Below are 24,133 nucleotides of genomic sequence, written 5' to 3'. Positions count from 1 at the left end.
ACGTTCATCGGCTCATCTCCGTGGCATTGACTTCGGGATACTGGGCCAGCGGCACGAACTCTCCGGTCCTGCCGTCCAGCGCATCGATCGCGCCAGTGCCGATGTCATAGAACCAGCCATGCAGCGCGACGCGGTGTTCCGCCAGCGCCTGGGCCACGCACGGATGCGTGCGCAGATGCGCGAGTTGTTCGATCACGTTCTGGCGCACCATATCGTCCACGCGCTCGCGGTCCGACGCATGTGGACGCGCCAGGCTGATCTTTCGGGCACCGGCGGCGTGCTCAAGCCATTCCGCAACCGAAGGCATATGGTCCAGGCACTGGCACATGGCCACCGCCGTCATCGCGCCGCAGTTCGAATGGCCGCAGATCACGATGTCGCGCACCTTGAGGCCAGCTACCGCGTATTCGACACTGGCCGACACCCCGCCCGGTTGCACCGCAAAGGCCGGCACGATATTGCCCGCATTGCGGATGACGAACAGCTTGCCCGGTTCGCTCTGCGTCAACAGCGCCGGTTCCACGCGGCTATCGGAACAGGCGATGAACAGCGTGCTCGGACTCTGTTGCGTAGCCAGTTCCTGGAACAGCGTGGAGAGTTTCGGAAACTCTTCGCGCTGGAATTTCAGAATGCCTTGAATCAGATCCTTCACGGTAATCCCCCCATTTGAACCGATAGCATGTCGAACCTCGCGCCATTGGTCAAAGACGGGATTATTATGCTGAGCATTGGCAATACCAATAGCTGACCGATCATGCTGCTGCGCCACGTTCGATACTTCCTGGCCGTTGCCGACGCCGGCAATTTCACACGTGCCGCCGAGGCGCTGCACGTTTCGCAACCAACGCTGTCGCAACAGATCCGCCAGCTAGAGGATTCGCTTGGCGCACCGCTTTTCGACCGCAGCGGCCGCACCGTGCGGCTGACCGATGCGGGCCAGGCCTACTACGGACATGCGCGGCGCGCATTGCAGGACCTGGAGGCCGGCCAGCGCGCCATTCACGACGTTGGTGAACTGACGCGCGGCAACCTGCGGCTGGCCATGACGCCGACTTTCACGCCATATCTGGTAGCGCCGCTGATCGTGGCGTTCAATCTGAAGTATCCGAACATCACATTGAGCTTGCGCGAAATGCCGCAGGAGCGCGTGGAGCCGATGCTGGCCAACGACGACATCGACATCGGCATCGCCTTCGACGACATTCACCTGCCTGACCTGGAGGCCACGCCGCTGATCGAGGAACCCCTCGCTTACATGGTGGGCGCCACGCACGCGCTGGCCCGGCGCCGTACCGCGCTGGGCGCGGCGTCACTGGCGGGAGAGTCGATGGCGATGCTGACGCGGGAGTTCGCCACCCGCGGCTATATTGCGCGGTACTTTGGCGCGCTCGGTATCGAGCCACGCATCACGTTCGAAGCCAACTCGGTGAGTGCGGTGCTCGATGCGGTGCGCAGCGGGCGCCATGCCACGGTGCTGCCCGCCGCCATCGCCGCCGGACAGACTGACCTGCGCATCCTGAAACTGGAACGGCCGCTGCCGCCACGGCACGCCGCGCTCCTGCAACGAAAAGGCGCGTACCGCACTGCTGCGGCACGCGCCTTCGTGGACTTTGCGCTCAGTGAATTCAAACGTCGTCGGGCGTCCCCAGCGCACGATTGATACGCAGCGCGATCAACGTCCCGACCACGCCGGACAGCAGATAGAGACTCACCGCCACCAGGCCGAACAGCGAGGACAGCCCCAGCGCCACCAGCGGCGCAAACGCGGCCCCGAACAGCCAGCCGAAGTCCGTGGTCAACGCCGCACCCGTATAGCGGAACTTGCTATCGAAATTCGAGGTGACCACGCCGGCGGCCTGCCCATACGACAGCCCCAGCAAGCCAAACCCCACCAGGATGAATGCGTCCTGCCCCGTTGCGCCGCCATCGAGCAGCCACGGCGCCGCCAGGCTGAAGATACCTATCAGTACCGCCATCGTCGCCAGCGTGGTCCGCCGGCCAATGCGGTCCGCGAGCCAGCCCGAGATCAGCGTGCCGATGAACGCAATGGCCGCGCCGATGATCTGTACCGCCAGCACGTCGTTGATCTCCTGCGTCTTGTGCAGGCTGACCCATGACAGCGGGAATACCGTGACCAGATGAAACAGCGCATAGCTGGCCAGCGACGCGAATGCCCCGAGGAAGATGTTGAAGCCTTGCGCGTTCACCATCTGCAGCGTGCTGATCGGCTCAAGCTCGTCTTCTTCCAGCAGCCGCGTGTATTCGTGCGTGACCACCAGCCGCAGCCGCGCGAACAGCGCCACCACGTTGATGGCGAATGCCACGTAGAACGGATAGCGCCAGCCCCAGTCGATGAACTCCTCCGGTGTCAGACTGACATGCAGGAACAGGAACAACGCGCCTGCCACAAGGAACCCAGTCGGCGCGCCCAGCTGCCCCACCATCGCGTACCAGCCGCGCTTTTGCTCGGGCGCGTTCAGGGCCAGCAGCGATGGCAGGCCGTCCCACGAGCCACCAAACGCAATGCCCTGCAGGAAGCGGAACAGCGCCAGCAGATAAATCGCCGTGCTGCCCAGCGATGCATACGAAGGCAGGAATGCAATGCCCACCGTGGCCGTGCCAAGCAGAAACAGCGATGCCGTCAGCTTGACGCCGCGCCCCCAGCGACGCTGCACGCGCATGAACAATCCCGTGCCAAACGGGCGTCCGATAAACGCGAACGAAAAGATCGTGAAGCTGTACAGCAACCCCGCCAGCTCACTGGCGAACGGAAAATAAACCGTGGGAAAGACCAGTACCGAGGCGATACCGTAGGTGAAGAAGTCGAAGTATTCGGAGGCGCGCCCGATCACCACGCCTGTGGCGATCTCGGCAGGTGCCACCTCATGGTGGCCAGGCGCCGGAGGTGCAGTCGGCGACGCGCGATGCTGGTGGGACAGACTTGCCATCGTGGAGTCTCCATCGAGTGCGGAAGGAATGTCGTACTGCACTTAAAGTCCCGCAGTAACAAGAATAGCGCCTAAACTGCCATTGGAAATCGAAAGATTGCGGCGTCAGTCAGCCGTCGACGTTAATCAAACGCCACTTCCAAGACCATGCAACGCTTCGAAGCTGCTGTGCCGACGTTTAAGGTGACGGGAAAGATGCTTTTGCGAAGTGCCGCAATTGCCGTGCTGCTGGGGCTTGCGGGATGTAGCAACGCCGTGCTGTTGTCGCCGTCGGGCGACATGGCCGTGCGGCAACGCGACCTGATCATCATCGCCACCTGCCTGATGCTGCTGATCATCGTGCCGGTGATATGTCTGACACTGCTGTTCGCATGGCGTTATCGGGAAAGCGCGAAAGATGCGCCCTACAACCCCGAGTGGGACCATTCCACGGTGCTGGAACTGGCGATCTGGGCCGCACCGCTGCTGATCATCATCGCGCTGGGCGCCGTCACCTGGGTCAGCACCCACCAGCTCGACCCCTACCGCCCGCTCACCCGCCTTGACGACCGGCGCCCCGTGCCGGCCGAGACCAAACCACTGACCGTGGAGGTCGTGGCGATGGACTGGAAATGGCTGTTCCTCTACCCCGAGCAAGGCATTGCGACGGTCAACGAACTGGCCGCGCCGGTGGATCGCCCCATCGCCTTCAAGATCACTGCCACGTCCGTCATGAACGCCTTCTTTGTCCCGTCGCTGGCCGGCATGGTCTACGCGATGCCGGGCATGGAAACCAAGCTGCATGCGGTGATCAACAAGCCCGGTGTTTTCGATGGCATGTCCGCCAACTACAGCGGCGCGGGCTTCTCGCATATGCGCTTCAAGTTCCACGGCATGTCGAACGAGGAATTCGACCGCTGGGTACAGCAGGCCAAATCGTCGGGCACGCCGCTGTCGAAGGACACGTACATGAAGCTGGCCAAGCCCAGCGAGAGCGAGCCTGTGCAACGCTATGCGAGTGTGGCGCCCGATCTCTACAAGCTGATTCTGAACCGCTGCGTGGAGGGCGGGACCTGCATGGCGGACACGATGGCGCAAAACCGGAATGGCAGCCGTGTTCGCTTCGATCCGTCCGCGGAAATCTGCACCGCGAGCAATACACCGGACGTGGCGCCGGTGTTCGCGCCAGATGCCGCACTCAACGACGGCAGGCGGCTGTTGCGCTGACGCATCGCCCGGATTCATCCCTTCACGTTTTCGATTTCGCCCATCATCATTGGCCAGGATTGGTCAATACAGGCCCAGGTGACAACCATGCCCGAGCGCTCCGAACTCGCCAACATGATCTTTGGCCGCCTGTCGTGGGAGGCCATCCCGCTGCATGAACCGATCCTGATAGCCACCTTCGCCGCGGTGTTGCTCGGTGGCATCGCACTGTTGGCGCTGCTGACCTACTACCGTGTCTGGGGCTATCTCTGGCATGAGTGGTTCACCAGCATCGACCACAAGAAGATCGGCATCATGTACGTCGTGCTGGGCATCGTGATGCTGCTGCGCGGCTTTGCCGACGCGGTCATGATGCGGCTCCAGCAGGCCGTTGCCTTCGGTGACAACCTTGGCTACCTGCCGCCGCACCATTACGACCAGATCTTCACGGCGCATGGCGTGATCATGATCTTCTTCGTGGCCATGCCGCTGGTCACGGGCCTGATGAACTTCGTGGTCCCGCTGCAGATCGGCGCGCGTGACGTGGCGTTCCCCTTCCTCAACAACTTCAGCTTCTGGATGACCACGGGCGGCGCCATCCTGGTGATGATGTCGCTGTTCGTTGGCGAGTTCGCGCGCACGGGCTGGCTGGCCTATCCGCCGCTATCGGGCATCCTGCACAGTCCGGACGTCGGGGTCGACTACTACATATGGGCCTTGCAGGTGGCCGGGGTGGGGACATTGTTATCGGGCATCAACCTGCTCGTCACCATCGTCAAGATGCGCGCGCCCGGCATGACGCTGATGCGCATGCCGATCTTCACGTGGACGTCGCTGTGCACCAACGTGCTGATCATTGCAGCGTTCCCGGTGCTGACCGCCGCGCTGGCGCTGCTGTCGCTGGATCGCTACGTCGGCACCAACTTCTTCACCGCGGACCAGGGCGGCAGCGCCATGCTGTACGTGAACCTGATCTGGATCTGGGGCCACCCGGAGGTCTACATCCTCGTGCTGCCGGTGTTCGGCGTGTTCTCCGAAGTCACCGCCACGTTCAGCCGCAAGCGACTGTTCGGCTACGCGTCGATGGTGTACGCCACGGTGGTGATCACGGTGCTCTCCTACCTGGTCTGGTTGCACCACTTCTTTACGATGGGTTCGGGCGCCAGCGTGAATTCGTTCTTCGGGATCACCACGATGATCATCTCGATCCCGACCGGGGCCAAAATCTTCAACTGGCTGTTCACGATGTACCACGGCAAGATCAAGTTCGAGGTGCCCATGCTCTGGACGGTGGGCTTCATGGTCACGTTCGTGATCGGCGGCATGACCGGCGTGCTGCTGGCGGTGCCGCCAGCGGACTTCTCGCTGCACAACAGCCTGTTCCTGATCGCCCACTTCCACAACGTGATCATCGGCGGCGTGCTGTTCGGGCTGATGGCCGGCATCTCGTACTGGTTCCCTAAGGCGTTCGGCTACCGGCTGGTGTCGTCGTGGGGCAAGGCATCGTTCTGGTTCTGGCTGACCGGCTTCTACTTCGCGTTCATGCCGCTGTACTGGCTGGGCCTGCTCGGCGTCACGCGCCGCATGAACCATTTCGACGACCCATCGCTGCAGATCTGGTTCCAGATCGCCGCGTTCGGTGCCTTCCTGATTGCGCTGGGCATAGCCTGCTTCATCATCCAGCTCGTGGTCAGCTTCCTGCGCCGTGAAGAACTGCGCGATCTCACCGGCGACCCGTGGGACGGCCGCACGCTGGAATGGTCAACCTCGTCACCGCCACCGCAATACAACTTTGCGTTCACCCCCGTGGTGCATGACACCGACGCGTGGTGGCAGATGAAGCAGCACGGCTTCAAGCGGCCGATGGAAGGTTTCATCCCGATTCACATGCCGAAGAACACGGCGGCCGGCATCGTGCTGGCGGGGCTTTCCACAGTGATGGGTTTCGGCCTGATCTGGCACATCTGGTGGCTCGTGGTCGCATGTTTCGCGGCGACGATCATTGCGGCAATCATCCATACCTTCAACTACAAGCGCGACTACTACATTCCGACTGAAGACGTGGTCCGGACCGAAGCGGCGCGCACTCAACTGATGGCTGGCCATGGCTGACACGACCATTCCCCTCCATGCGCACGGTACCGCCGCGGCGGATGACGTACCGCCGGGCGGCTACCAGTTCTATCTGACCGAAGAGCATCACCCCGAGAACGGGACACTGCTCGGGTTCTGGCTCTACCTGATGAGCGACTGCCTGATATTCGCGTGCCTGTTCGCCGCCTATGGCGTGCTGGGGCGCGAGTATGCCGGCGGCCCCACCGGCGCCGAGCTGTTCGAGCTGCCGCTGGTGGCACTGAACACATCGTTCCTGCTGCTGTCGTCGATCACATATGGCTTTGCGATGCTGCAGCTACAGCAGAACCGGGTGGCGGGCACGCAGATCTGGCTGGCCATTACTGGTGTGTTCGGCGCCGCGTTCCTGGCCGTGGAACTGTACGAGTTCGCGCATCTGATCCACGAAGGCGCGGGGCCCACGCGCAGTGCGTTCCTGACATCGTTCTTCGCGCTGGTCGGCACGCACGGGCTGCACGTGACGTTCGGCATGGTCTGGCTGATCGTGCTGATGCTGCAGGTGGGCCGCCACGGCCTGATCACCGCCAACAAGCGCCGGCTGATGTGCCTGTCGATGTTCTGGCACTTTCTGGACGTCGTCTGGATCGGCGTCTTTACCTTTGTCTACCTGATGGGAGCGCTGCCATGAGCGCGCAAGACCACGCGATGAACGGCCACGGGCATGGACACGGCCATGATGGCCATCACGAAGAAGACATCGGACCCCATGCCACGCTGGGCGGCTATCTGACGGGCTTTGTACTGTCGGTGTTCCTGACGGCGGTGCCGTTCTGGCTGGTGATGGGCAAGGTGTTCGACAAGTCGTCGACCACGGCCGTCGTGATCCTGCTGATCGGCGCGGTGCAGATCGTGGTGCACATGATCTACTTCCTGCATATGAACGCCAAGTCGGAGGGCGGCTGGAACATGCTCTCGCTGATGTTCACGCTGACACTGGTGGTCATCACGCTGACAGGATCGCTCTGGGTGATGTTCCACCTGAACAGCAACATGATGCCGCAGATGGAACACACGCGCGAAGCGGCGCAGTCGGGCGGCACGATCGTGCCGCCCAGGACGAAGTAACCGCGCTAAGTCACTACACGAAGTACACGAAGCAACGGGGCGATCAGGCCGCGAGACGGAACGTCGCCACGGCTTCCTTGAGCCGCTGGGCCTGCTCTTCGAGCGAGCCGGCGGCCGCCGCGGCCTGCTCCACCAGCGCGGCGTTCTGCTGCGTTACCGTGTCCATCTGCGTAACGGCCTGGTTGACCTGCTCGATGCCGGCGCTCTGCTCGGCCGACGCCGCGCTGATCTCGCCCATGATGTCGGTCACGCGCTTCACCGCGCCGACAATCTCTTCCATCGTCTGACCTGCCTGCGCCACCAGTTCGGAGCCGCGCTCGACACGCTCGGCGGAATCTCCGATCAGCGACTTGATCTCCTTGGCAGCGGTCGCGCTGCGCTGGGCCAGGCTGCGCACCTCGCCAGCCACCACGGCAAAGCCGCGGCCCTGCTCGCCTGCGCGGGCGGCTTCCACGGCAGCGTTCAGCGCCAGGATGTTGGTCTGGAACGCGATGCCTTCGATCACCGAGATGATGTCGACCACCTTGCGTGACGACGTATTGATCTCTTCCATCGTATTCACGACCTGGCCGACCACTTCGCCACCCTGCGTCGCCACGTCGGACGCATTCACGGCCAGCGCGCTGGCCTGCTTGGCGCTATCGGCGTTCTGACGCACGATGCTGGTCAGTTCTTCCATGCTCGACGCCGTTTCCTGCAGCGACGACGCCTGTTCCTCGGTACGTTGCGACAGGTCGGTATTGCCGGCGGCGATCTGGCTCGTACCCGTGGCGATGGCCTCGGTGCCGTTGCGCACTTCGGTGACGATGCCCAGGATGTTGTCGTTCATCTCGCGCAGCGCTTCGAGCAGCTGGCCGGTTTCGTCGTGACTGTCGACGTCGATGCGGCTGCTCAGGTCGCCAGCGGCCACGGTGCGGGCAAAGCCCACGGCACGATGCAGCGGCCGCGTGATGCCGATGGTCAACCACCAGGCGAAGGCCACGCCAATCGCCAGCGCGATCACGCCCAGCGTGATCAGGCCATTGCGCGCGCTTTCGTAGATGGCGTTGATCTCGACGGCGGTGGCATCGATCGATGCGCGCTGGATGTCGAGCAGTTTCTGGATCTCGCCCAGGTAGGCATCGCCGGCCGGCACGAACTCGGTTTCAAGCACCTTGTTCGCTTCGTCGGTCAGCCCTTCGGCCTTGAGCTTGGTGATCTTGTCGCGCGAATCGTTATACGGATTGCGTACCACCAGGATGCGCTGGAACGCGGCCTTCTCGGCGTCGGACGTCAGCATCGGCTGCATCTTGTCGCGCAGCGCCGCGATGGCGTCGGTGGAGTATTTCGTTTCCTTGGCGAAGAACGTGCCAAGCGTGGGGTCGCTGCTGCGTGCCACGGCCGTGGTACGACGCACGCTGGCATACATCAGCCGGTACCAGTCGCTGACCACACGCTCCTTGGCCAACGGTTCCTGCATCATCGCGTGCGTACGGCCCGCAACTTCCTGCAGACGCAGCACGCCCAGCACGGTCATGAGCGTCGACAACACCATCACCACGCCAAAGCCAATGCCAAGGCGCACACCAATACCAAGATTCTTCATTTCTTCTACCTGATCGATTGGTTCGTGGCAGGCCGGATGTCGCACGCTGCGCCCGGCCGCTCCTCCTGCGTTCGTGCGCACGAAACATGTACGCATGAGCAGACATTGGAAGACCTAACGGCCGCACGTAGAAGAAACTTGAGACAAATATCAGGGAAAACGCGAATTGCGGGCGCAGATTCGCGTTGAAAGCCAACTGTAATGTTGGCGCCTATTTGTGGTGCGTTATCACCGAGGACGGACTGAACCAGTATGGCAATAGCGACAGTGCCACCACGGCAACGGCGGAGAAGAAGATGGCCGAATACGTATTGGCCACGGGCCAGTCGCGCAGGTGGCCCGCGTTGGCGATCAGTCCAAACCCCCACGACGTCAGCGCGGAACCCAGGAACACGAACGTATTGAGCAGGCCCAGCCCGCGGCCGCGCTTGGCCGGCGTAATCAGTGCGCGGCCCTGCGCCATCACCAGCGGATGGAGCATACCGATCGTCGACAGCAGCGCCATCATGCCCACGCCAGACACCACGCCGGTGTCCGGCCAGATTGTCAGCACGATGCCGCCCGTCATCGACAGGCAGGCCCAGGCGCCGATAGTGGTCTTGAGCGTGCTGCGCCGGACCAGTACCGGCAACAGGAACGCCGTGGCAAAGCCCGCCAGGCTCAGCAGCGTCAATGCCACGCCGCGCGTGCCGGCCTGCAGGCCGAATACATCCGCCAGGTACGGCCCGCTCCAGGCGTTGCGAAAGCCCGTGCCGGCCGCCATCGCCACGCATAGTGGAATCAGCGTCCAGAGTGGCCACATGCCCAGCAGCTTTACGCTTTCCGCCAGCATCGCGCCCATCGGCGCCTGCCGCGCCTGCTCATGGCCGCCGTCACGCACATGGCGCCATACGCCATAGCACGCGCCAACCATGCACAACGCGGAAATGGCCAGCGCGGGACGCCAGCCGAAATGCTGCGAGAACCAGCCAAGCGGCGCCGTGGCGCAGAGCGCGCCAATCATGCCCATTGCGTTAGAACGACTCACCACGCGCATGTACTGCCGTTCTGAAAGCTGTTCGGACGCGTAGTGCAGCAGGCCCATGAAGACCGGCGCGCACGCCAGCCCCAGCCCCATCTGCGCCAGCATGGCCACCGCGCCGCTAGGCGCCAGCACAAAGCCGATGGCGGAGGCCGCACCGATGCCAAGCAGCCATGCGGTGGGGCGCCCCACGCCATAGCGGTCGAACGCAATACCAACGGGAATCTGCGCCACCGCGAACGACAGGAAGAAACACGACGACAGTGCGCCGAATCCGGCGGGCGACAGGCCAAAGTCCTGCTGCAGCTCAGGTGCGATAACCGCCAGGCAGCTGCGATAGAACTGACTCAGGATGAACGCGAACGTCAGCAGCGCAATGCCACGCGCGGCCGAATTCTCGTCGATGGATGCGGGGGTGTGCGGACGCCGGTCTGTTGCCGGTTCTGTTGCCGGGGTATTCATTGATACGCGTCGTGGAGTGGCTCGCGGCCTGATTTTGGCGATTATTCTACGCGGCGAAACTCCCCGGATTTCACGTGACGACAATAAAAGCGGTCGATCACCGCGCAGCAGCGCACTCAGGTTCCGCCTGGCGAAACCCGCCGCGCCGCTACTTGTCCGGCGCCAGCGAGCGGCCCAGCTTGCATCCGCGATCCAGAAAATCGCTCGCATGGCCGTTGCTGCCTCTGACCTTGTCCACCGGCTCATCGACCACGACAAACCCGGCCGTGCCGCTGGCGGGCTTCACATAGGCCATGAACACGCCACGGTCGGCGATATCACCGCCCACATCCTGCCGCACCAGGCCGAACGGGTTCACGGATAGCGAGGGCTGGTCCGCCGGAATCAGCATGGCCCGCACCGATTTGCCGTTGAAACTCAGATCACGCCATTGCGTGCCGATATCTCCGTTAGCCAGGAAATCGCGCGCGCGTTCGCTGATGCAATCCAGGTGGATGTGAAGCTGGTCCTGACTGCGCGATGCCCTGGCATTGATCGCCAGGCCGAGCAGCGTGTCCGGCAGCGCGTGCCCGACCGCCTTGCCCACGACATCGCGTGCCTGCCAGCCGAAGGCCCATGCGTTGCGCTGGCCGTCTTTCCATACGCGCGGATCGTCGACGCCCGCCACGGCCTGATCGGGAATGACCAGGTAGTGCGAGGCACCGATCATGTCCTTGTAGAGTACGAAGCCTTGCGTCCGATCGACGATCACGCAATCCGCGTGCGACGGCGTGGGCGGCACCAGGCAGCGCTCCTGCACGTTCTTCCACAGCGAATCGCGCGAGAAACCGCCGACGATGCGTTCGAGCAGGCCAGCGTCGGCGCAGGCAGGCCCCGACGCGGCAAGCGCGAGGCAATACAACAGCCATCGTTTCATGACAGGCAGCCGGCGTACGGTTCAGCGCGCGGTGCGGCCGCCGTAGTAAGTGCCGTTGCGAGGATTCGAAACCATGTAATGGTGGTTGCGGGCCCAGCGTTGGGCAGCAAGGAAGGCATCGGGTTCACGCTGACTCCATGCACTGACCATCAGCGGCGAAGCATCTTCCTCTGTATTGAGGTAGACCGCCGCTCGATGCAGTGGGCCCCGGTCAAGGGATCCGGGAATCGTCGTGGTTCGAATCGTCACGCGCATCAGATCAAATCTTGAAGCCCAGATGCTACAGATTATGCATATCCGGACATGACATGGGAATGACCTGGCAAACCCTGTGTTGCGTATGTGGACAGTTCTTTGCCTATGCTGGTCAGACGGCCGCGCCAGACCGGGCTTTCCGGGTGGATGCGGGTGTTCCCCAGCGTGGCGCGCACGCCACGGATTCATGGTTTAGGAGGCAAGACGATGACGCAATCGTCCACATTGACCCCGGCCCGTGCACTGGCCGAACGCAACCGCGCGCACTTTCCAAATGAAAGCGCCGCGTATCGGCAGGCACGCAATGCGCTGCTGGCCGAGGAAATCGAACTGCGCCGCCGCATCGAACATGTTGCGGAAATGCGCCGCGAACTGCCGGACGGCGGCGAAGTGAAGAAAACTTATCACTTCACTGGCGAAAACGGCCCGGTCACGCTGGCCGACCTGTTCGGCGACAAGGACACGCTGGTGGTCTACAGCTATATGTTCGGCCCGCAACGCGACAAGCCGTGCCCAATGTGCACATCGCTGATGGCGTCGTGGGAGGGCAAGGTTCCCGATATCGAACAGCGCGTGGCACTGGCGATGGTGGCGCGCTCGCCCATCGACCGGCTCAAGGCCGCCAAGGCCGCGCGCGGCTGGACGCAACTGAAGGTCTATGCCGATACCGATGGCGATTTCACGCGCGATTACGTCAGCGCCGAAGACGCCGACATGCCCGCCTATACCGTCTTCAGCAAGCGTGACGGCAAGATCCGGCATTTCTATAGCGTGGAGATGAGCGACAGCATGTCCGATCCCGGCCAGGACCCGCGCAGCGCGCCCGACCCCGATCCGCTCTGGACACTGCTGGACACCACGCCGGAAGGTCGCGGCGGAAACTGGTATCCGAAACTGCAGTACGACTAAGTCGAGTGGCGCCTGTTCCGCGCTCCTCTCCCACAAGCGGCAGAGGGGCGCGCTCCGCCAGCAACGGCAACAGCAAGGGCAGCGGCAGCCACAATGGGTACAATGCGCCGTCCCATCGTCTGCCAATCGCGTCATGCCAAACCCGAACCGGGCCTTCCTGCTCGGCCCGTTGCTCAAGGGCGTTTCCCGTTCCTTCTATCTGACACTGCGCATCCTGCCCGCAGGCATGCGTGATCCGGTAGGGCTTGCCTATCTGCTGGCGCGTGCCGCGGATACGATTGCCGATACCTCGCTGATCCCACCGCAGCAACGGCTCGATCTGCTACTGGCATTGCGCGAGCGCGTCAATAGCGGCAAGGACGGCGACGACAGCAGCGGCACCCTTTCACAACGGCTGGCCGTGGAAGTGGCCAGCCAGCAGATCGACTCCGGCGAGAAGCAGTTGCTCGAATCGATCGGCCCGGCACTGGACGTGCTCGCGCAACTCCAGGCGTCGGATCGCACTGCCGTACAGGGCATCGTCACCACGCTGACGCAAGGCATGGAGTTCGACCTCACGACCTTCCCCGACGAGCGCTCCGGCCAGGTTGCCGCACTGCCCACGCTGGCGGAGCTGGACCGCTACACCTATCTGGTGGCCGGTTGCGTCGGCGAGTTCTGGACCACGATGACCGATGCGCATCTACCCGGCACGCTCAAGGCACCGCTCGACACGATGCTCCGCCGCGGCGTGCGCTTCGGCAAGGGGCTGCAGATGGTCAACGTGCTGCGCGACTGCGGCAAGGATCTGCGCATCGGCCGCTGCTATCTGCCCACCGAAGTGCTCGATCGCCATGAACTGACCGTGCAGCTTCTGCTCGATCCGTCGAACTCGCTGCGTGCACGCCCCATGCTGCACGAGCTGGTCCGTATCGCACTCGATCATTTCCGCGAAGCAACGGCGTATACGTTCGCCCTGCCGCGCACTGCCATCCGTCTGCGCCTGGCCTGCCTGTGGCCAATCCTGATCGGTCTGGAAACGCTGGCGCTGCTTGTGGAAAACGATGCGTGGCTCGATCCCGCGCGCGTGAGCAAGGTGAATCGCAACAGTGTGTATCGCATACTGTGGCGCAGCACGGCGCTTGTGATGTCCGACACCGCACTGCGCAATTGGATGGACAGCATCACCGCCCGCATCGACACAAGCTTGCGTTGAAGCATTCCGCTCCGGCATTTCCCGCCTTTCCGCGCCCTCCGTTTTCTCTTATGATGCCGCCCACCATGCTGGCCAGTGGAGAGGAGACTGCTGGCCGGTGAACTCCGTTCGCGGCCTCACAAGGGCCCGGACGCATGTCTTATATGTCCAGTCAATCTAATACAAAAGAAGGCGCGCACGCGCCCGGGCTGCGCCGCACCCTGCGCGCACGCCATCTCACCATGATCGCCATTGGCGGTTCCATCGGTACGGGCCTGTTCGTGGCGTCGGGCGCCACGATCGCGCAGGCCGGACCCGGCGGCGCGCTGGCGGCCTACATCCTGATCGGCGCGATGGTCTACTTCCTGATGACCAGCCTCGGCGAGCTTGCCGCGTATATGCCGGTCTCGGGATCGTTTGCCACTTACGGCGCCCGTTATGTGGACGAAGGCTTCGGCTTCGCGCTGGGCTGGAACTACTGGTACAACTGGGCAGTGACCATCGCCGTAGAGCTGGCCGCCGCGCAGCTCGTCATGCAGTACTGGTTCCCCGATACGCCGGGCGTGTTGTGGAGCGCCCTGTTCCTTGGGCTGATGTTCGCGCTCAACGCCATCTCGGTGCGCGGCTTCGGCGAGGCCGAATACTGGTGCGCGCTGATCAAGGTGGTCACGGTGATTGCATTCATCGTGATCGGCACGCTGATGATCTTCGGCGTCATGCGCGGCGATTTCGAGCACGTGAATGGCTTTGCCAACCTGACCACCGGCGATGCGCCGTTCGTCGGTGGGCTGCCCGCGCTGATCGGCGTGGCGATGATCGCCGGCTTCTCGTTCCAGGGCACCGAGCTGATTGGCGTGGCCGCCGGAGAATCGGCGGACCCGGCCAAGAACATTCCGCGCGCGGTGCGCCAGGTGTTCTGGCGCATTCTGCTGTTCTACGTACTGGCCATCTTCATCATCGGCATTCTGATTCCGTACACCGATCCGAGCCTGCTCAAGACCGATGTGGAAACCGTGGGCGTGAGCCCGTTCACGCTGGTGTTCCGTCACGCCGGCCTGGCGTTTGCCGCGGGCGTGATGAATGCGGTGATCCTGACCGCCGTGCTGTCTGCCGGCAACTCCGGCATGTACGCATCCACGCGCATGCTTTACAACCTTGCCACCGAAGGCCGCGCGCCGCGCATCTTCGCGCAGTTGACCCGCAATGGTGTGCCGCTGATGGCGCTGCTGGCCACCACAGCCGTCGGTGCGTTGTGCTTTCTGACTTCGCTGTTCGAAAGCAAGTCGGTCTACCTGTGGCTGCTGAACCTGTCGGGCATGACCGGTTTTATCGCCTGGCTCGGCATCGCGGTCAGCCATTACCGCTTCCGCAAGGGCTTCATGGCCCAGGGCCTGGACCTCAACCGCCTGCCCTATCGCTCGCCGTTCTTCCCGTATGGGCCGATCTTCGCGTTCGCGCTGTGCATGATCGTGACGCTCGGCCAGAACTATCAGGCATTTACAGAAGGCAAGATCGACTGGGTGGCGGTGACGGCAACCTACGTCGGCATTCCGATCTTTCTGCTGATCTGGCTCGGCTACCGCATCACGCGCAAGACGCGATTCGTGCGCTATGCCGACATGCAATTCCCCGCGCTGCCCGTGATCGATGCCGACGCTTCCGCGCCCGGCATGGCAACGGCAGCCGGTGAATAAGAGCGCCATTCCCAGGCGCCATTTACAACACCAAAAACAAAGCACAACGTTCAAGGAGTCTTCCGTGAAGAAGTCCATTCGCACGAGCGTGTTGGCGCTGGCCGCCACGGCAGCGCTGCACGCCCACGCCGCACCGACGCTGGTGGAATCCGTACAGGGCTACACGCTGCAGAACGACCGGGTCACGCAATTCAGCGGCCTGGTATTCGATCAGGGCAAGGTGCTGGCCACCGGCGATGCCGCTGCGCTGCGCGCCAAGTATCCCGACGCAAAGCGTGTCGACGGCCAGGGCAAGACGCTGCTGCCGGGCCTGATCGATGCCCACGGCCACGTGTTCCGCCTGGGCTTCAAGACCACGGAGATCTCGCTGTCTGGCACCAAGGACCTGCTGGAGGCCCAGGGCATCATCCGCGCCTACGGTCAGAAGAATCCTCAGCGCAAATGGCTGCTTGGCTATGGCTGGAACCAGGTGAACTGGAAGCTGGGCCGTTTTCCGACCGCTGCCGAGCTTGACGCCGCCGTATCGGACCGCCCCGCGCGCCTGGTGCGTGTGGATGGCCACGCCGCGTGGCTGAATACCAAGGCGCTGCAAGCCGCCGGTATCACGCGCGATACCAAGGACCCGGCCGGCGGCCGTATCGAACGCGACGCCAACGGCAACCCGACCGGCGTGCTGGTCGACAAGGCAATGGCACTGGTCAACGACATCATCCCGCCCTACACGGATGATGATCGCCGCGCCGCACTCTCCGCCGCCATTGCGCACATGAATGCGCTGGGTCTGACCGCCGTTGGCGATGCCGGCGTAACCGTGACCGACGACCGCATCTATCGCGAGTTCGCCGACCAGGGCAAGCTGACCACGCGCATCTACGCGATGATCCGCGACACGGGCGACGACTTCAAGGCGCTGTCGGCCAAGGGCCCGGTCATCGGCTATGGCAACGACCGCTACTACCTGCGCGCGGTGAAGCTCTATGGCGACGGCGCACTGGGCAGCCGTGGCGCCGCGCTGATCGATCCGTACACCGACGACCACGCGCACAGCGGCCTGCTGTTCATGAGCGATGCCGCCATGCAGGCTGCCGTGAAGACGGCCATCAAGGCCGGCTACCAGGTCAACGTGCACGCCATCGGCGACAAGACCAACCACCAGGTGCTGGACGCGATGGAAGTGGCCTACAAGGAAGTGGGCGGCCGCGAACTGCGCAATCGCATCGAGCATGCGCAAGTGGTGTCGATGCCGGACATCCCTCGTTTCAAGAAACTGGACCTGATCGCGTCGATGCAGCCCACGCACGCCACCAGCGACATGAACATGGCGGAAGACCGCATCGGCCACGACCGTATCAAGGGCGCGTACGCATGGCAGACGTTCCTGAAGCAAGGCACCGTGATCGCTGGCGGATCGGACTTCCCCGTGGAATCGGCCAACCCGTTCTACGGCCTGCACGCCGCGGTGACGCGCACCGACCATGAAGGCCGTCCGATCAAGGGCTGGCATCCGGAGGAAGCGATGACCCTGCCGCAGGCGTTCCGCGCCTTCACGCTGGACGCCGCCTATGCCGAGCACCAGGAAAAAACGCTCGGTTCGCTCGAAGCTGGCAAGTGGGCCGACTTCATCGTGGTGGACCGCGACCTGTTCAAGGTACCGGCGGCCGACATCTGGAAGATCCAGGTGCTGGAAACGTGGGTGGCCGGGGATCGCGTGTTCGCGCGCGGGGATCAGTCGGCGCAGCGTTAAGTCCGCATAGCGCGACGCCGCGCTAGTCTTACCAAGGCGAAGGCCCCGCTGAACGAAGGTTCAGCGGGGCTTTTTGCTTTTTGAACGCATGGTGATGGAGCGCTGCCATTCAAGAGATCGGCGATATCAAAAATTGACTCGCACGAATACTGTCGCCGGTTGGAGCCGAAAAAGTGGCTCGCGGTGCCTAAGCCGCGCATGTGCGAAGCGAGGGCGTATTCCTGATAGCAGCGAACGTAAGGCAGCAGATGAAGAACTCACTTCGTATGGGAAACGGATCGGGACTTATGCAAGCGATGTCGCTGGCATGTGGGCTGGCGATGCTGGCTGGATGTGCCACCGCTGAACGTCAGGCGACAGCATCGGAGACGGCGTCGGCGCCTTTTGTGCTGGTGCCTGGCAAGCCGGGAGAGGCATTGCCGCCGATGAACAAGGCAGTGGCGGCAAAGTGGCCGCCAGCGATTCGGCAGGGGATCGACGCGTTGGTGGTGCTGAAGCAGAAAGAACCCGTTGAGGGGCGCCCCGCCACATCGAATGCGGAGATCGAGAGAATTCTTGGCGTTCAAATCGTAGGGGACGCCAAAGAAATTGCTTGGAAGACAGCTTCCCGTTGGTGTAGTCGTACGTGGCAATGCGGATGCCGGTCTCCGGATTCCATTCCCGTGTTTGCACCGGCGAGCCGGTGGCAGCATTGACGCTCGTGTAGCGATACGACTTGCCGTCTCTGAAATCCATAATTCCGACCAGCTTGCCATCGCGATAGCTCAGGTTTTGATATTGCTTGCCTGTTGCCGCGTACGTCAGTGCGAGTTTCCGCGTCAACTCGCTTGCCAATATCGGGCAACAGCTGATCCAGCTGATCAGCAAGCTCGTTTCGGTGGCCACGTTGTTTATGGGTGCTCGCCTGGTGATAGATGGACAGTTGACCATCGGCGGCCTGATTGCCTTCAACATGATGTCGCAGCGTGTCAGTGGCCCGGTGTTACGTCTGGCGCAACTATGGCAAGACTTTCAGCAGGTCGGTATATCGATGAATCGTCTTGGCGATATTCTGAATACGCGCTCCGAACTCACGCAAAGCCGCGTGGCGGCTGCACCCATCGTCGGTAAGGTCTCGTTCGACAACGTTGTCTTTCGCTATCGACCGGATGGCCCATCTGTATTGAATGGCATCGATATCGAGATTGCGGCGGGAAAAGTCGTGGGCATCGTCGGACGCTCGGGATCCGGTAAAAGCACGCTGACAAAACTGCTGCAAAGATTGTATTTGCCGACGCAAGGTGCCGTGCGAGTCGATGGCACCGATCTGGCGCTAGCAGACCCCGCTTGGCTTCGCCGGCAGATCGGTGTGGTTTTGCAGGAAAACCTGCTGTTCAACCGGTCGGTACGCGACAACATTGCGCTCACCGACAGTGGCGCGCCCATGAGTGCCGTCATCGAGGCGGCCAGGTTGGCTGGTGCGCACGACTTCATTGCGGAATTGCCACAGGCTTACGACACGATCGTCGGCGAACAGGGTGCGTCGCTTTCCGGCGGGCAACGTCAGCGCATCGCCATTGCCCGCGCACTGATGAATGATCCGCGCATTCTGGTGTTCGATGAAGCCACCAGTGCGTTGGATCTCGAAACCGAACAAATCATCCAGGGGAACATGCAGGCGATGATTGCGGGACGAACGGTCATCATCATCGCCCACCGGCTCAGTGCTGTACGGCATGCCGACCAGATCATCGCCCTGGACAAGGGCCGGGTCGTGGAACGCGGCACGCATGACGAACTGCTGACGCTCGGCGGCTATTACGCGCATCTGCATTCGCTTCAACAAAACCCCGCATGAGTCGTTTTTCACTCAACGGATTCGGCGATCTACTGCGCCGATATCGCGACGTCTTTCGCGCTACGTGGTCGATACGCGATGAGCTGGCGCCGGTCAACCGCGACCGCACGGAACTCGCATTTTTGCCGGCTCAGCTGGAATTGGTGGAAACGCCGATCCACCCCGCGCCACGCTGGACCATGCGGATAATCGTCTCCCTGGGCGCGATTGCCGTCCTGATTGGTATCTTCGGCCGGCTGGACATTGTCGTCACGGCAAAGGGCAAGCTGATTCCTAACGCACGCGTCAAGGTGATTCAGCCTGCCACGACCGGTGTGATAGCCGAGGTGATGGTGGTCGACGGTCAGCGCGTGGCGCCTGGCGATGCGCTGATCAAGCTGGATGCCACCCAAGCTGTCGCGGAGACGGAGAAGGCATCGCTCGCACGCATCGATGCCGCGCTGGGTGCCGCGCGCAGCAAGGCATTACTGGAAGCGCAGGCAGCCGGCAAGCCGCCGAAGGTGGCGCGCGTCGATTCCGCGCCCGAGTACCGTCTGGAAGAAATGCAGCAGTTTGCCGATGGCGCGTACCAAGAGTACGCCGACACGGTAAAAGCGGCACACGCCACATTGGCGGAGCGGCGCGCCGAACTGGCTTCGGCCGAGGCCATCGGCTGGCGGGTCGAGGCAAGCGTCGCCACGGCCCAGCAACAGGCACAGGACTTCCGGAAACTTGCCGACCGGAGCTTTGTTTCGCAACATGCCGTCCTTGAGAAGGAAAGTCGCGCCGATGAATTGACGCACGAGCGCACGGCCCAGCGGATGCGGGTGCAGCAGTTGGGCGCGGCGGTTCGTCAGCAACAGGTATCCATAGAGGCCATCCAGTCGCGCTTCCGCCGGGAACAGCTCGACGCGATGGAGCGCTATCAGACGCAGTTGAGCCAGCACGAGCGCGACGAGGCCAAGGCCAGGGTCCAGCAGGATTTTATGGTGCTGACGGCGCCCGTAGCTGGCACCGTGCAGCAACTTGCCACTCATACGGTGGGCGGCGTCGTCACGACGGCTCAGGCATTGATGGAAATCGTCCCCGACGATGCGCTGGAAGTCGAGATCCTGATCGACAATCAGGACATTGGCTTCGTTGAGGTCGGGCAGCGCGTAGCGCTCAAGATCGATGCATTTCCCTACACACGCTATGGACTGCTGGAAGGTACCGTGTTGTTCGTGTCGAACAACGCAGCGAAGAATGAGCAGGGAATTTTCCGCTTTCCGGCGCGCATCCGGTTGCACACCCACCGTATTTACGCGCAAAGTCGCTGGATCGATTTGACACCGGGCATGGAGGTCGCCGCGGATATCCATACGGGACGACGTAGCGTGGCCGAGTATTTCCTCGGGCCATTAGTAGAGACGGTGCGGGAAAGCATGCGGGAACGATAGGTCTGGCGAGAACCGCCAGACCTCTATCGAAATCACTACTGCGCGGCCGCAGCCGGCGCCTTCTTTTGCGACTTTGTCGACGACTTCTTGGTCGTTTTGCTGTCGGTCAGGGCCGAAGCCGTGCCCTGGTTGGCGCCCTGTGTGTACGGATCGAACTTGTCGCCGGCCCGTGCGGTGTCCGGAACATAGCCATCTTTGTTCGTTGCGCGTGCCGGATCGGCAACATAGCCGTCCTTGTTGGTCGTGCGCATGTTGTAGTCATAGCGATCGGCAGGGCTGGCTGGGCCGGCCGCAGCCGCCAGTCCCGGTGCGAGTACCGCCATTGCCGCCACTGCCAATGCCATCGTGGACGCTTTCATCGACATCTCCTGCAAACGGTTGATTGGATAACGACGTGCGGGAACCGCACGGGCCAACCATAAGCGTAGGCGTCAGATAGCGAAATCGCTATCACTGATCATGTATGTCCGGCCATCGGACCGTGCGAAGCCGAAATCTCCGTGCGCGTGCGCAAGGGATTGGTCAGGGACGCAACAGGTCGAAGCCGGCCAGCGCTACCACGCCGCTCAGGACGTCGGTGGACATGGCGCCGTTACCGATGATCAGGATGGCGGCGGCAGCCCACGTGGTGGCGCAGAAGAGGTAGAAACGCTTGTTCATGATGCGGCGGAAGTCGGGTCCGGCATGCATTGGCGAACCCCTCTGTCTGGAAGATAGGCGAAATCGGACGTCAGTATAAACCCTGATTACACAGGGCCGTATTCGTCCTGAAACATGCCTGATCCGCCGCTTTTATGAAAACAATTTGGGTACGGCCGACACCAGCATCGCCACGCCCGAGCAGGTCAGCAGCGTCAGGACGATGCGCCGGAAAGTCAGGTCACTGATACCGATGTAGACGCGCGTGCCGATCAGCGTCGGGATCAGCATGGCAGGCGCCACGATGGCAAACATCGGCAGCATGTCGCGCGTAATGATCCCGGTGCCCACGTAGACACCCATCGTTACCAGCAGCGCGCCGAGGTTGAAGTTCTGGATCACCACGCGCTGCTTGTCCTTGTCGAAGCCGCGCAGCGTGCACCACAGTGTCGGCACCACGCCCGTGAAGCCGCCGATACCGCCCATGATGCCGCCGATGCCGCCCACCACCGCGTCCGCCACGCGGCCACCGTGATGAATCTTCGGCATTCTGGCCGCGAACAGCATGATCGGGCAGAACACGATCAGGATGCAGCCCAGGCAGAGCTTGAACAGGTTGACATCGAGCCTGGGCAACAGGCTCACGCCGATGGGAATGCCAACGATGCCGCCCAGCAGAAACGGCAACACCGCGGCGAGATGAAATTTGCGCCGCACCGTGAAGGCGGCAAGCAGTTGTCCGGTCAGTGCACCAAAGACCGACATGGCCGAAGCCATGCGTGGGTCCACGCCCCATGCCCAGAACGACATGGCCACCATGCCGAAAGCAAAACCGGAAAGCCCTTGTACAAAGCCAGCGACCGCGGCACCGAGGGCGACGATGAGAATGACGGAATCCATCCAGGTGTTCTTGTAGTTATCGATGGGGACGGTCTGAGCCGTGCCGCAACCCGCGCCGAAATGCTCCGCTCTCCAGCGGGAGGGAGAGCGGAGGCAATCACCAACCGGTCAATCAGCCGCCAATGCCCAGCAGCTCCACTTCAAAATTCAGCGTCGCGTTCGGCGGAATCGTGCCCGGCACGCCGCGCGCACCGTAGGCGGTGGACGCCGGGCAGGTCAGCTTGACCTTGCCGCCAACCTGCATCTTCTGCACGCCTTCGGTCCAGCACGGAATCACGCGGTTGAGCGGGAACGAGATGGGCTGGCCACGCTTGTACGAGCTGTCGAACTCGGTGCCATCGGTCAGCGTGCCGCGATAGTGCACTTTCACTGTGTCGCTGGCCTTGGGCGATGCACCCGTGCCTTTGGTCACGGTATCTACCACCACGCCCGAAGGCAGCGTTTCAGCGGCGGCGGCGATACCCGAAGCAGTCAGCGCGACGGCAGCGAGGAGCAGGGGAAATTTCTTCATGAGGTTCTGTCGTGTCGGGTTCTCAGGAGCGGCACCCAACGCCCGGCGATGCGGGTCGGGTGCCAGCCGGCAAGTGTACACGCCATGCCATCCCGCACCCTGCGCGCTCCGCGCTACGGCATTGCGACGTCTCACCCATTGCCGGATCGCTCACCGCCGTTCCTGAACACTTCAAACGTGGATTCGGGGTCACGTGGCGAACACTCGCCGCACGCGGTTGCAACTGGGCATGATTTCAAAGTCCGGCGCACAAGCCGCTTCGCCTTGTCATGGCTATTGACTAAGCTTTTCTGGCTCACCTATGCAGATCCGCCCACCATGAGGAGACCACCATGAGCCAGCGCATCACGATCACCGTGCCGGACGGCAGCTTTGCCGCCTACCTTGCCACCCCCGACGCCGCCAACGCGCGCGGTACCGCCATCGTCGTGATCCAGGAGATCTTCGGCATCAACGCGGACATGCGCGAAACGTGCGACAACCTCGCGCGCGAAGGCTTCGTGGCGATCTGCCCTGACCTGTACTGGCGCCAGGAACCCAATGTCGACCTGACGGACAAGACCGAGGAGGAATGGAAAAAGGCGCTGGCGCTCTACAACGGTTTCAACGTCGACAAGGGCGTGGCCGATATCGATGCAACGATCCAGGCCGTGCGCCAGCAGCCAGGCGTCACGGGCGGCGTTGGCACGGTGGGCTACTGCCTGGGCGGGCTACTGGCCTATCTGAGCGCCACGCGTACCAATGCGGACGCCAGCGTGTCGTACTACGGCGTCGGCATCGACAAGTACCTGGGCGAAGCGTCGAAAATTTCCAAGCCGCTGCTCATGCATATCGCCGAGGCCGACGAATTCGTACCACCCGAGGCGCGCGCGAAAATCGTCGAGACATTGAAGGACAACCGTCACGTCGAGATTCATTCGTACCCCGGTTGTCAGCATGCATTTGCGCGAAATCAAGGCGTGCATTACGTGGATGAGGCAGCCAAAGCCGCGAATGCCCGCACGCTGCAGCATTTCCAGGCCATGAAATAACCCTGCAACTGCAGGCATCATCATCGTTTACCCGCGATCCATGCCACAATGCCCGTTGCCCTTAACGCAGACGGAGCATTCGGGATGTATCGCGGGGAACGGTTCAATGGCTACAGCCACCTGGCTGGCGCGGTGTTGGCCGCGGCAGGCATGGCGGTGCTGGTCACCTCATCGGCGCTCTATCACGACGCCTGGAAGGTGGTGAGTTCCGTCGTCTATGGCACCACACTGGTGCTGCTCTACACGATCTCCACCGTCTATCACAGCGTGCGCGGCCCGGCCAAGGACATCTTCCGCCGGCTCGACTACTGCGCGATCTACCTGCTGATCGCGGGCAGCTATACGCCGTTCGCACTGGTCACGTTGCGCGGCCCCTGGGGTTGGACGCTGTTTGGCATCAACTGGGGACTGGCGGCCATCGGCATCATCCAGGAACTATGGATTGGCCATCGCACCCGCGTGCTATCGCTGTCGATCTACGTGATCATGGGCTGGCTGGTGCTGATCGCGTTCCAGCCGCTGGCGGCCGCGCTGCCCACCGCGGGTCTGTACTGGCTCGTGGCCGGCGGTGCGATCTACACCGCCGGCATCGGCTTCTTCCTGTTCGACGAGAAGGTGCGCCACTTCCACGGCATCTGGCACCTGTTCGTGCTGGGTGGCAGCATCTGCCAGTTCATCAGCATCCTGTTCTACGTCGACTGACGCC

At 62.6% G+C, this 24,133-nt stretch carries 23 protein-coding genes and 1 pseudogene; 14 read left to right on the top strand and 10 right to left on the bottom strand.

From position 1 onward, the window contains the following. Positions 1 to 4: 4 nt before the first annotated feature. Positions 5 to 652 (bottom strand): carbonic anhydrase, encoded by a 648-nt coding sequence (locus AC3FLX_RS01585; RefSeq protein WP_488693241.1) that lies wholly within the window; start codon positions 650 to 652, stop codon positions 5 to 7. Positions 653 to 754: 102 nt separating this feature from the next. Here AC3FLX_RS01585 and cynR point away from each other — a divergent pair, with 102 nt between their 5' ends. After that, positions 755 to 1,660 (top strand): transcriptional regulator CynR, encoded by a 906-nt coding sequence (cynR, locus tag AC3FLX_RS01580; protein WP_488693240.1) that lies wholly within the window; start codon positions 755 to 757, stop codon positions 1,658 to 1,660. On the opposite strand, the gene AC3FLX_RS01575 is transcribed toward cynR, so the two are convergent. Next, positions 1,626 to 2,948, bottom strand: coding sequence for an MFS transporter (locus AC3FLX_RS01575; protein ID WP_488693239.1), 1,323 nt, complete (start codon positions 2,946 to 2,948; stop codon positions 1,626 to 1,628). The genes cynR and AC3FLX_RS01575 overlap by 35 nt on opposite strands. 147 nt (positions 2,949 to 3,095) lie before the next feature. Between AC3FLX_RS01575 and cyoA the strand changes: the two genes are divergently transcribed. The 4 genes from cyoA (at position 3,096) to cyoD (ending at position 7,331) form a co-directional block, all read left to right on the top strand. Next, positions 3,096 to 4,154 carry a ubiquinol oxidase subunit II gene (gene cyoA, locus AC3FLX_RS01570; RefSeq protein ID WP_488693238.1) on the top strand — a complete coding sequence of 353 codons (1,059 nt, stop codon included), beginning with the start codon at positions 3,096 to 3,098 and terminating at the stop codon, positions 4,152 to 4,154. 87 nt (positions 4,155 to 4,241) lie between these two features. Continuing rightward, the gene (cyoB, locus tag AC3FLX_RS01565; RefSeq protein WP_488693237.1) at positions 4,242 to 6,245 is read left to right on the top strand and encodes a cytochrome o ubiquinol oxidase subunit I; all 2,004 of its coding nucleotides are present in this window, start codon (positions 4,242 to 4,244) and stop codon (positions 6,243 to 6,245) included. After that, entirely contained in the window at positions 6,238 to 6,894 is a 657-nt protein-coding gene (cyoC, locus tag AC3FLX_RS01560; RefSeq protein ID WP_488693236.1) for a cytochrome o ubiquinol oxidase subunit III, read from the top strand. Before cyoB ends, cyoC begins: the two co-directional genes overlap by 8 nt. Beyond that, on the top strand, positions 6,891 to 7,331 hold the full coding sequence (gene cyoD, locus AC3FLX_RS01555) for a cytochrome o ubiquinol oxidase subunit IV (RefSeq protein WP_488693234.1): 441 nt from the start codon (positions 6,891 to 6,893) through the stop codon (positions 7,329 to 7,331). Before cyoC ends, cyoD begins: the two co-directional genes overlap by 4 nt. A 43-nt stretch (positions 7,332 to 7,374) precedes the next feature. On the opposite strand, the gene AC3FLX_RS01550 is transcribed toward cyoD, so the two are convergent. From AC3FLX_RS01550 to AC3FLX_RS01535, 4 genes are all read right to left on the bottom strand, one after another. Then, complete coding sequence (locus AC3FLX_RS01550) at positions 7,375 to 8,916, bottom strand: methyl-accepting chemotaxis protein (RefSeq protein ID WP_488693233.1); 1,542 nt, start codon at positions 8,914 to 8,916, stop codon at positions 7,375 to 7,377. A 211-nt stretch (positions 8,917 to 9,127) separates the two neighbouring features. Then, a complete protein-coding gene (locus tag AC3FLX_RS01545; RefSeq protein ID WP_488693232.1) occupies positions 9,128 to 10,399 on the bottom strand; it encodes an MFS transporter in 1,272 nt (423 codons plus the stop codon). Between the two features lie 148 nt (positions 10,400 to 10,547). Further along, the gene (locus AC3FLX_RS01540; protein WP_488693231.1) at positions 10,548 to 11,315 is read right to left on the bottom strand and encodes a CDP-diacylglycerol diphosphatase; all 768 of its coding nucleotides are present in this window, start codon (positions 11,313 to 11,315) and stop codon (positions 10,548 to 10,550) included. Between the two features lie 21 nt (positions 11,316 to 11,336). Then, positions 11,337 to 11,570 carry a CDP-diacylglycerol pyrophosphatase gene (locus tag AC3FLX_RS01535; protein ID WP_124685660.1) on the bottom strand — a complete coding sequence of 78 codons (234 nt, stop codon included), beginning with the start codon at positions 11,568 to 11,570 and terminating at the stop codon, positions 11,337 to 11,339. Between the two features lie 207 nt (positions 11,571 to 11,777). Here AC3FLX_RS01535 and AC3FLX_RS01530 point away from each other — a divergent pair, with 207 nt between their 5' ends. The 7 genes and pseudogenes from AC3FLX_RS01530 to AC3FLX_RS01500 all read left to right on the top strand — a co-directional run bounded on the left by AC3FLX_RS01530 (position 11,778) and on the right by AC3FLX_RS01500 (position 20,346). After that, a complete protein-coding gene (locus tag AC3FLX_RS01530) occupies positions 11,778 to 12,479 on the top strand; it encodes a DUF899 family protein (RefSeq protein ID WP_488693230.1) in 702 nt (233 codons plus the stop codon). A 133-nt stretch (positions 12,480 to 12,612) separates the two neighbouring features. Next, positions 12,613 to 13,674, top strand: coding sequence for a phytoene/squalene synthase family protein (locus AC3FLX_RS01525; protein WP_488693229.1), 1,062 nt, complete (start codon positions 12,613 to 12,615; stop codon positions 13,672 to 13,674). Positions 13,675 to 13,817: 143 nt separating this feature from the next. Beyond that, positions 13,818 to 15,347 (top strand): amino acid permease, encoded by a 1,530-nt coding sequence (locus AC3FLX_RS01520; protein ID WP_488693228.1) that lies wholly within the window; start codon positions 13,818 to 13,820, stop codon positions 15,345 to 15,347. Positions 15,348 to 15,411: 64 nt separating this feature from the next. Continuing rightward, positions 15,412 to 17,091 (top strand): amidohydrolase, encoded by a 1,680-nt coding sequence (locus tag AC3FLX_RS01515; protein ID WP_488693227.1) that lies wholly within the window; start codon positions 15,412 to 15,414, stop codon positions 17,089 to 17,091. A 287-nt stretch (positions 17,092 to 17,378) separates the two neighbouring features. Then, the gene (locus AC3FLX_RS01510) at positions 17,379 to 17,786 is read left to right on the top strand and encodes a hypothetical protein (protein WP_488693226.1); all 408 of its coding nucleotides are present in this window, start codon (positions 17,379 to 17,381) and stop codon (positions 17,784 to 17,786) included. 92 nt (positions 17,787 to 17,878) lie between these two features. Further along, positions 17,879 to 18,928: pseudogene (locus AC3FLX_RS01505) on the top strand (ATP-binding cassette domain-containing protein); the annotation flags it as partial. Then, the gene (locus AC3FLX_RS01500) at positions 18,925 to 20,346 is read left to right on the top strand and encodes an HlyD family type I secretion periplasmic adaptor subunit (RefSeq protein WP_488693225.1); all 1,422 of its coding nucleotides are present in this window, start codon (positions 18,925 to 18,927) and stop codon (positions 20,344 to 20,346) included. The pseudogene AC3FLX_RS01505 and the gene AC3FLX_RS01500, both read left to right, overlap by 4 nt. A 35-nt stretch (positions 20,347 to 20,381) precedes the next feature. Here the strand turns inward: AC3FLX_RS01500 and AC3FLX_RS01495 are convergent, their stop codons facing one another. The 4 genes from AC3FLX_RS01495 to AC3FLX_RS01480 form a co-directional block, all read right to left on the bottom strand. Further along, a complete protein-coding gene (locus AC3FLX_RS01495) occupies positions 20,382 to 20,705 on the bottom strand; it encodes a hypothetical protein (RefSeq protein WP_488693224.1) in 324 nt (107 codons plus the stop codon). 163 nt (positions 20,706 to 20,868) lie between these two features. Next, positions 20,869 to 21,036, bottom strand: coding sequence for a hypothetical protein (locus AC3FLX_RS01490; protein WP_488693223.1), 168 nt, complete (start codon positions 21,034 to 21,036; stop codon positions 20,869 to 20,871). A 102-nt stretch (positions 21,037 to 21,138) separates the two neighbouring features. Continuing rightward, on the bottom strand, positions 21,139 to 21,885 hold the full coding sequence (locus AC3FLX_RS01485) for a sulfite exporter TauE/SafE family protein (protein ID WP_488693222.1): 747 nt from the start codon (positions 21,883 to 21,885) through the stop codon (positions 21,139 to 21,141). 112 nt (positions 21,886 to 21,997) lie between these two features. Further along, entirely contained in the window at positions 21,998 to 22,396 is a 399-nt protein-coding gene (locus tag AC3FLX_RS01480; protein ID WP_488693221.1) for an FKBP-type peptidyl-prolyl cis-trans isomerase, read from the bottom strand. A 332-nt stretch (positions 22,397 to 22,728) separates the two neighbouring features. Between AC3FLX_RS01480 and AC3FLX_RS01475 the strand changes: the two genes are divergently transcribed. Next, positions 22,729 to 23,427: a dienelactone hydrolase family protein gene (locus AC3FLX_RS01475; protein ID WP_488693220.1), complete on the top strand. Its 699-nt coding sequence runs from the start codon at positions 22,729 to 22,731 to the stop codon at positions 23,425 to 23,427. An 84-nt stretch (positions 23,428 to 23,511) separates the two neighbouring features. Then, complete coding sequence (gene trhA, locus AC3FLX_RS01470; protein WP_488693219.1) at positions 23,512 to 24,129, top strand: PAQR family membrane homeostasis protein TrhA; 618 nt, start codon at positions 23,512 to 23,514, stop codon at positions 24,127 to 24,129. The last annotated feature ends 4 nt before the right edge of the window (positions 24,130 to 24,133 follow it).

Source organism: Cupriavidus sp. 291-E7, from assembly GCF_057798835.1.
This window is presented reverse-complemented; position numbering and strand designations above follow the sequence as displayed.

Coding starts and splice junctions, on each gene's coding strand:
- cynR (WP_488693240.1), top strand. CDS start 755: ATGCTGCTGCGCCACGTTCGATACTTCCTGGCCGTTGCCGACGCCGGC.
- AC3FLX_RS01575 (WP_488693239.1), bottom strand. CDS start 2,948: ATGGCAAGTCTGTCCCACCAGCATCGCGCGTCGCCGACTGCACCTCCG.
- cyoA (WP_488693238.1), top strand. CDS start 3,096: ATGCAACGCTTCGAAGCTGCTGTGCCGACGTTTAAGGTGACGGGAAAG.
- cyoB (WP_488693237.1), top strand. CDS start 4,242: ATGCCCGAGCGCTCCGAACTCGCCAACATGATCTTTGGCCGCCTGTCG.
- cyoC (WP_488693236.1), top strand. CDS start 6,238: ATGGCTGACACGACCATTCCCCTCCATGCGCACGGTACCGCCGCGGCG.
- cyoD (WP_488693234.1), top strand. CDS start 6,891: ATGAGCGCGCAAGACCACGCGATGAACGGCCACGGGCATGGACACGGC.
- AC3FLX_RS01550 (WP_488693233.1), bottom strand. CDS start 8,916: ATGAAGAATCTTGGTATTGGTGTGCGCCTTGGCATTGGCTTTGGCGTG.
- AC3FLX_RS01545 (WP_488693232.1), bottom strand. CDS start 10,399: ATGAATACCCCGGCAACAGAACCGGCAACAGACCGGCGTCCGCACACC.
- AC3FLX_RS01540 (WP_488693231.1), bottom strand. CDS start 11,315: ATGAAACGATGGCTGTTGTATTGCCTCGCGCTTGCCGCGTCGGGGCCT.
- AC3FLX_RS01535 (WP_124685660.1), bottom strand. CDS start 11,570: ATGCGCGTGACGATTCGAACCACGACGATTCCCGGATCCCTTGACCGG.
- AC3FLX_RS01530 (WP_488693230.1), top strand. CDS start 11,778: ATGACGCAATCGTCCACATTGACCCCGGCCCGTGCACTGGCCGAACGC.
- AC3FLX_RS01525 (WP_488693229.1), top strand. CDS start 12,613: ATGCCAAACCCGAACCGGGCCTTCCTGCTCGGCCCGTTGCTCAAGGGC.
- AC3FLX_RS01520 (WP_488693228.1), top strand. CDS start 13,818: ATGTCCAGTCAATCTAATACAAAAGAAGGCGCGCACGCGCCCGGGCTG.
- AC3FLX_RS01510 (WP_488693226.1), top strand. CDS start 17,379: ATGCAAGCGATGTCGCTGGCATGTGGGCTGGCGATGCTGGCTGGATGT.
- AC3FLX_RS01500 (WP_488693225.1), top strand. CDS start 18,925: ATGAGTCGTTTTTCACTCAACGGATTCGGCGATCTACTGCGCCGATAT.
- AC3FLX_RS01495 (WP_488693224.1), bottom strand. CDS start 20,705: ATGAAAGCGTCCACGATGGCATTGGCAGTGGCGGCAATGGCGGTACTC.
- AC3FLX_RS01490 (WP_488693223.1), bottom strand. CDS start 21,036: ATGCATGCCGGACCCGACTTCCGCCGCATCATGAACAAGCGTTTCTAC.
- AC3FLX_RS01485 (WP_488693222.1), bottom strand. CDS start 21,885: ATGGATTCCGTCATTCTCATCGTCGCCCTCGGTGCCGCGGTCGCTGGC.
- AC3FLX_RS01480 (WP_488693221.1), bottom strand. CDS start 22,396: ATGAAGAAATTTCCCCTGCTCCTCGCTGCCGTCGCGCTGACTGCTTCG.
- AC3FLX_RS01475 (WP_488693220.1), top strand. CDS start 22,729: ATGAGCCAGCGCATCACGATCACCGTGCCGGACGGCAGCTTTGCCGCC.
- trhA (WP_488693219.1), top strand. CDS start 23,512: ATGTATCGCGGGGAACGGTTCAATGGCTACAGCCACCTGGCTGGCGCG.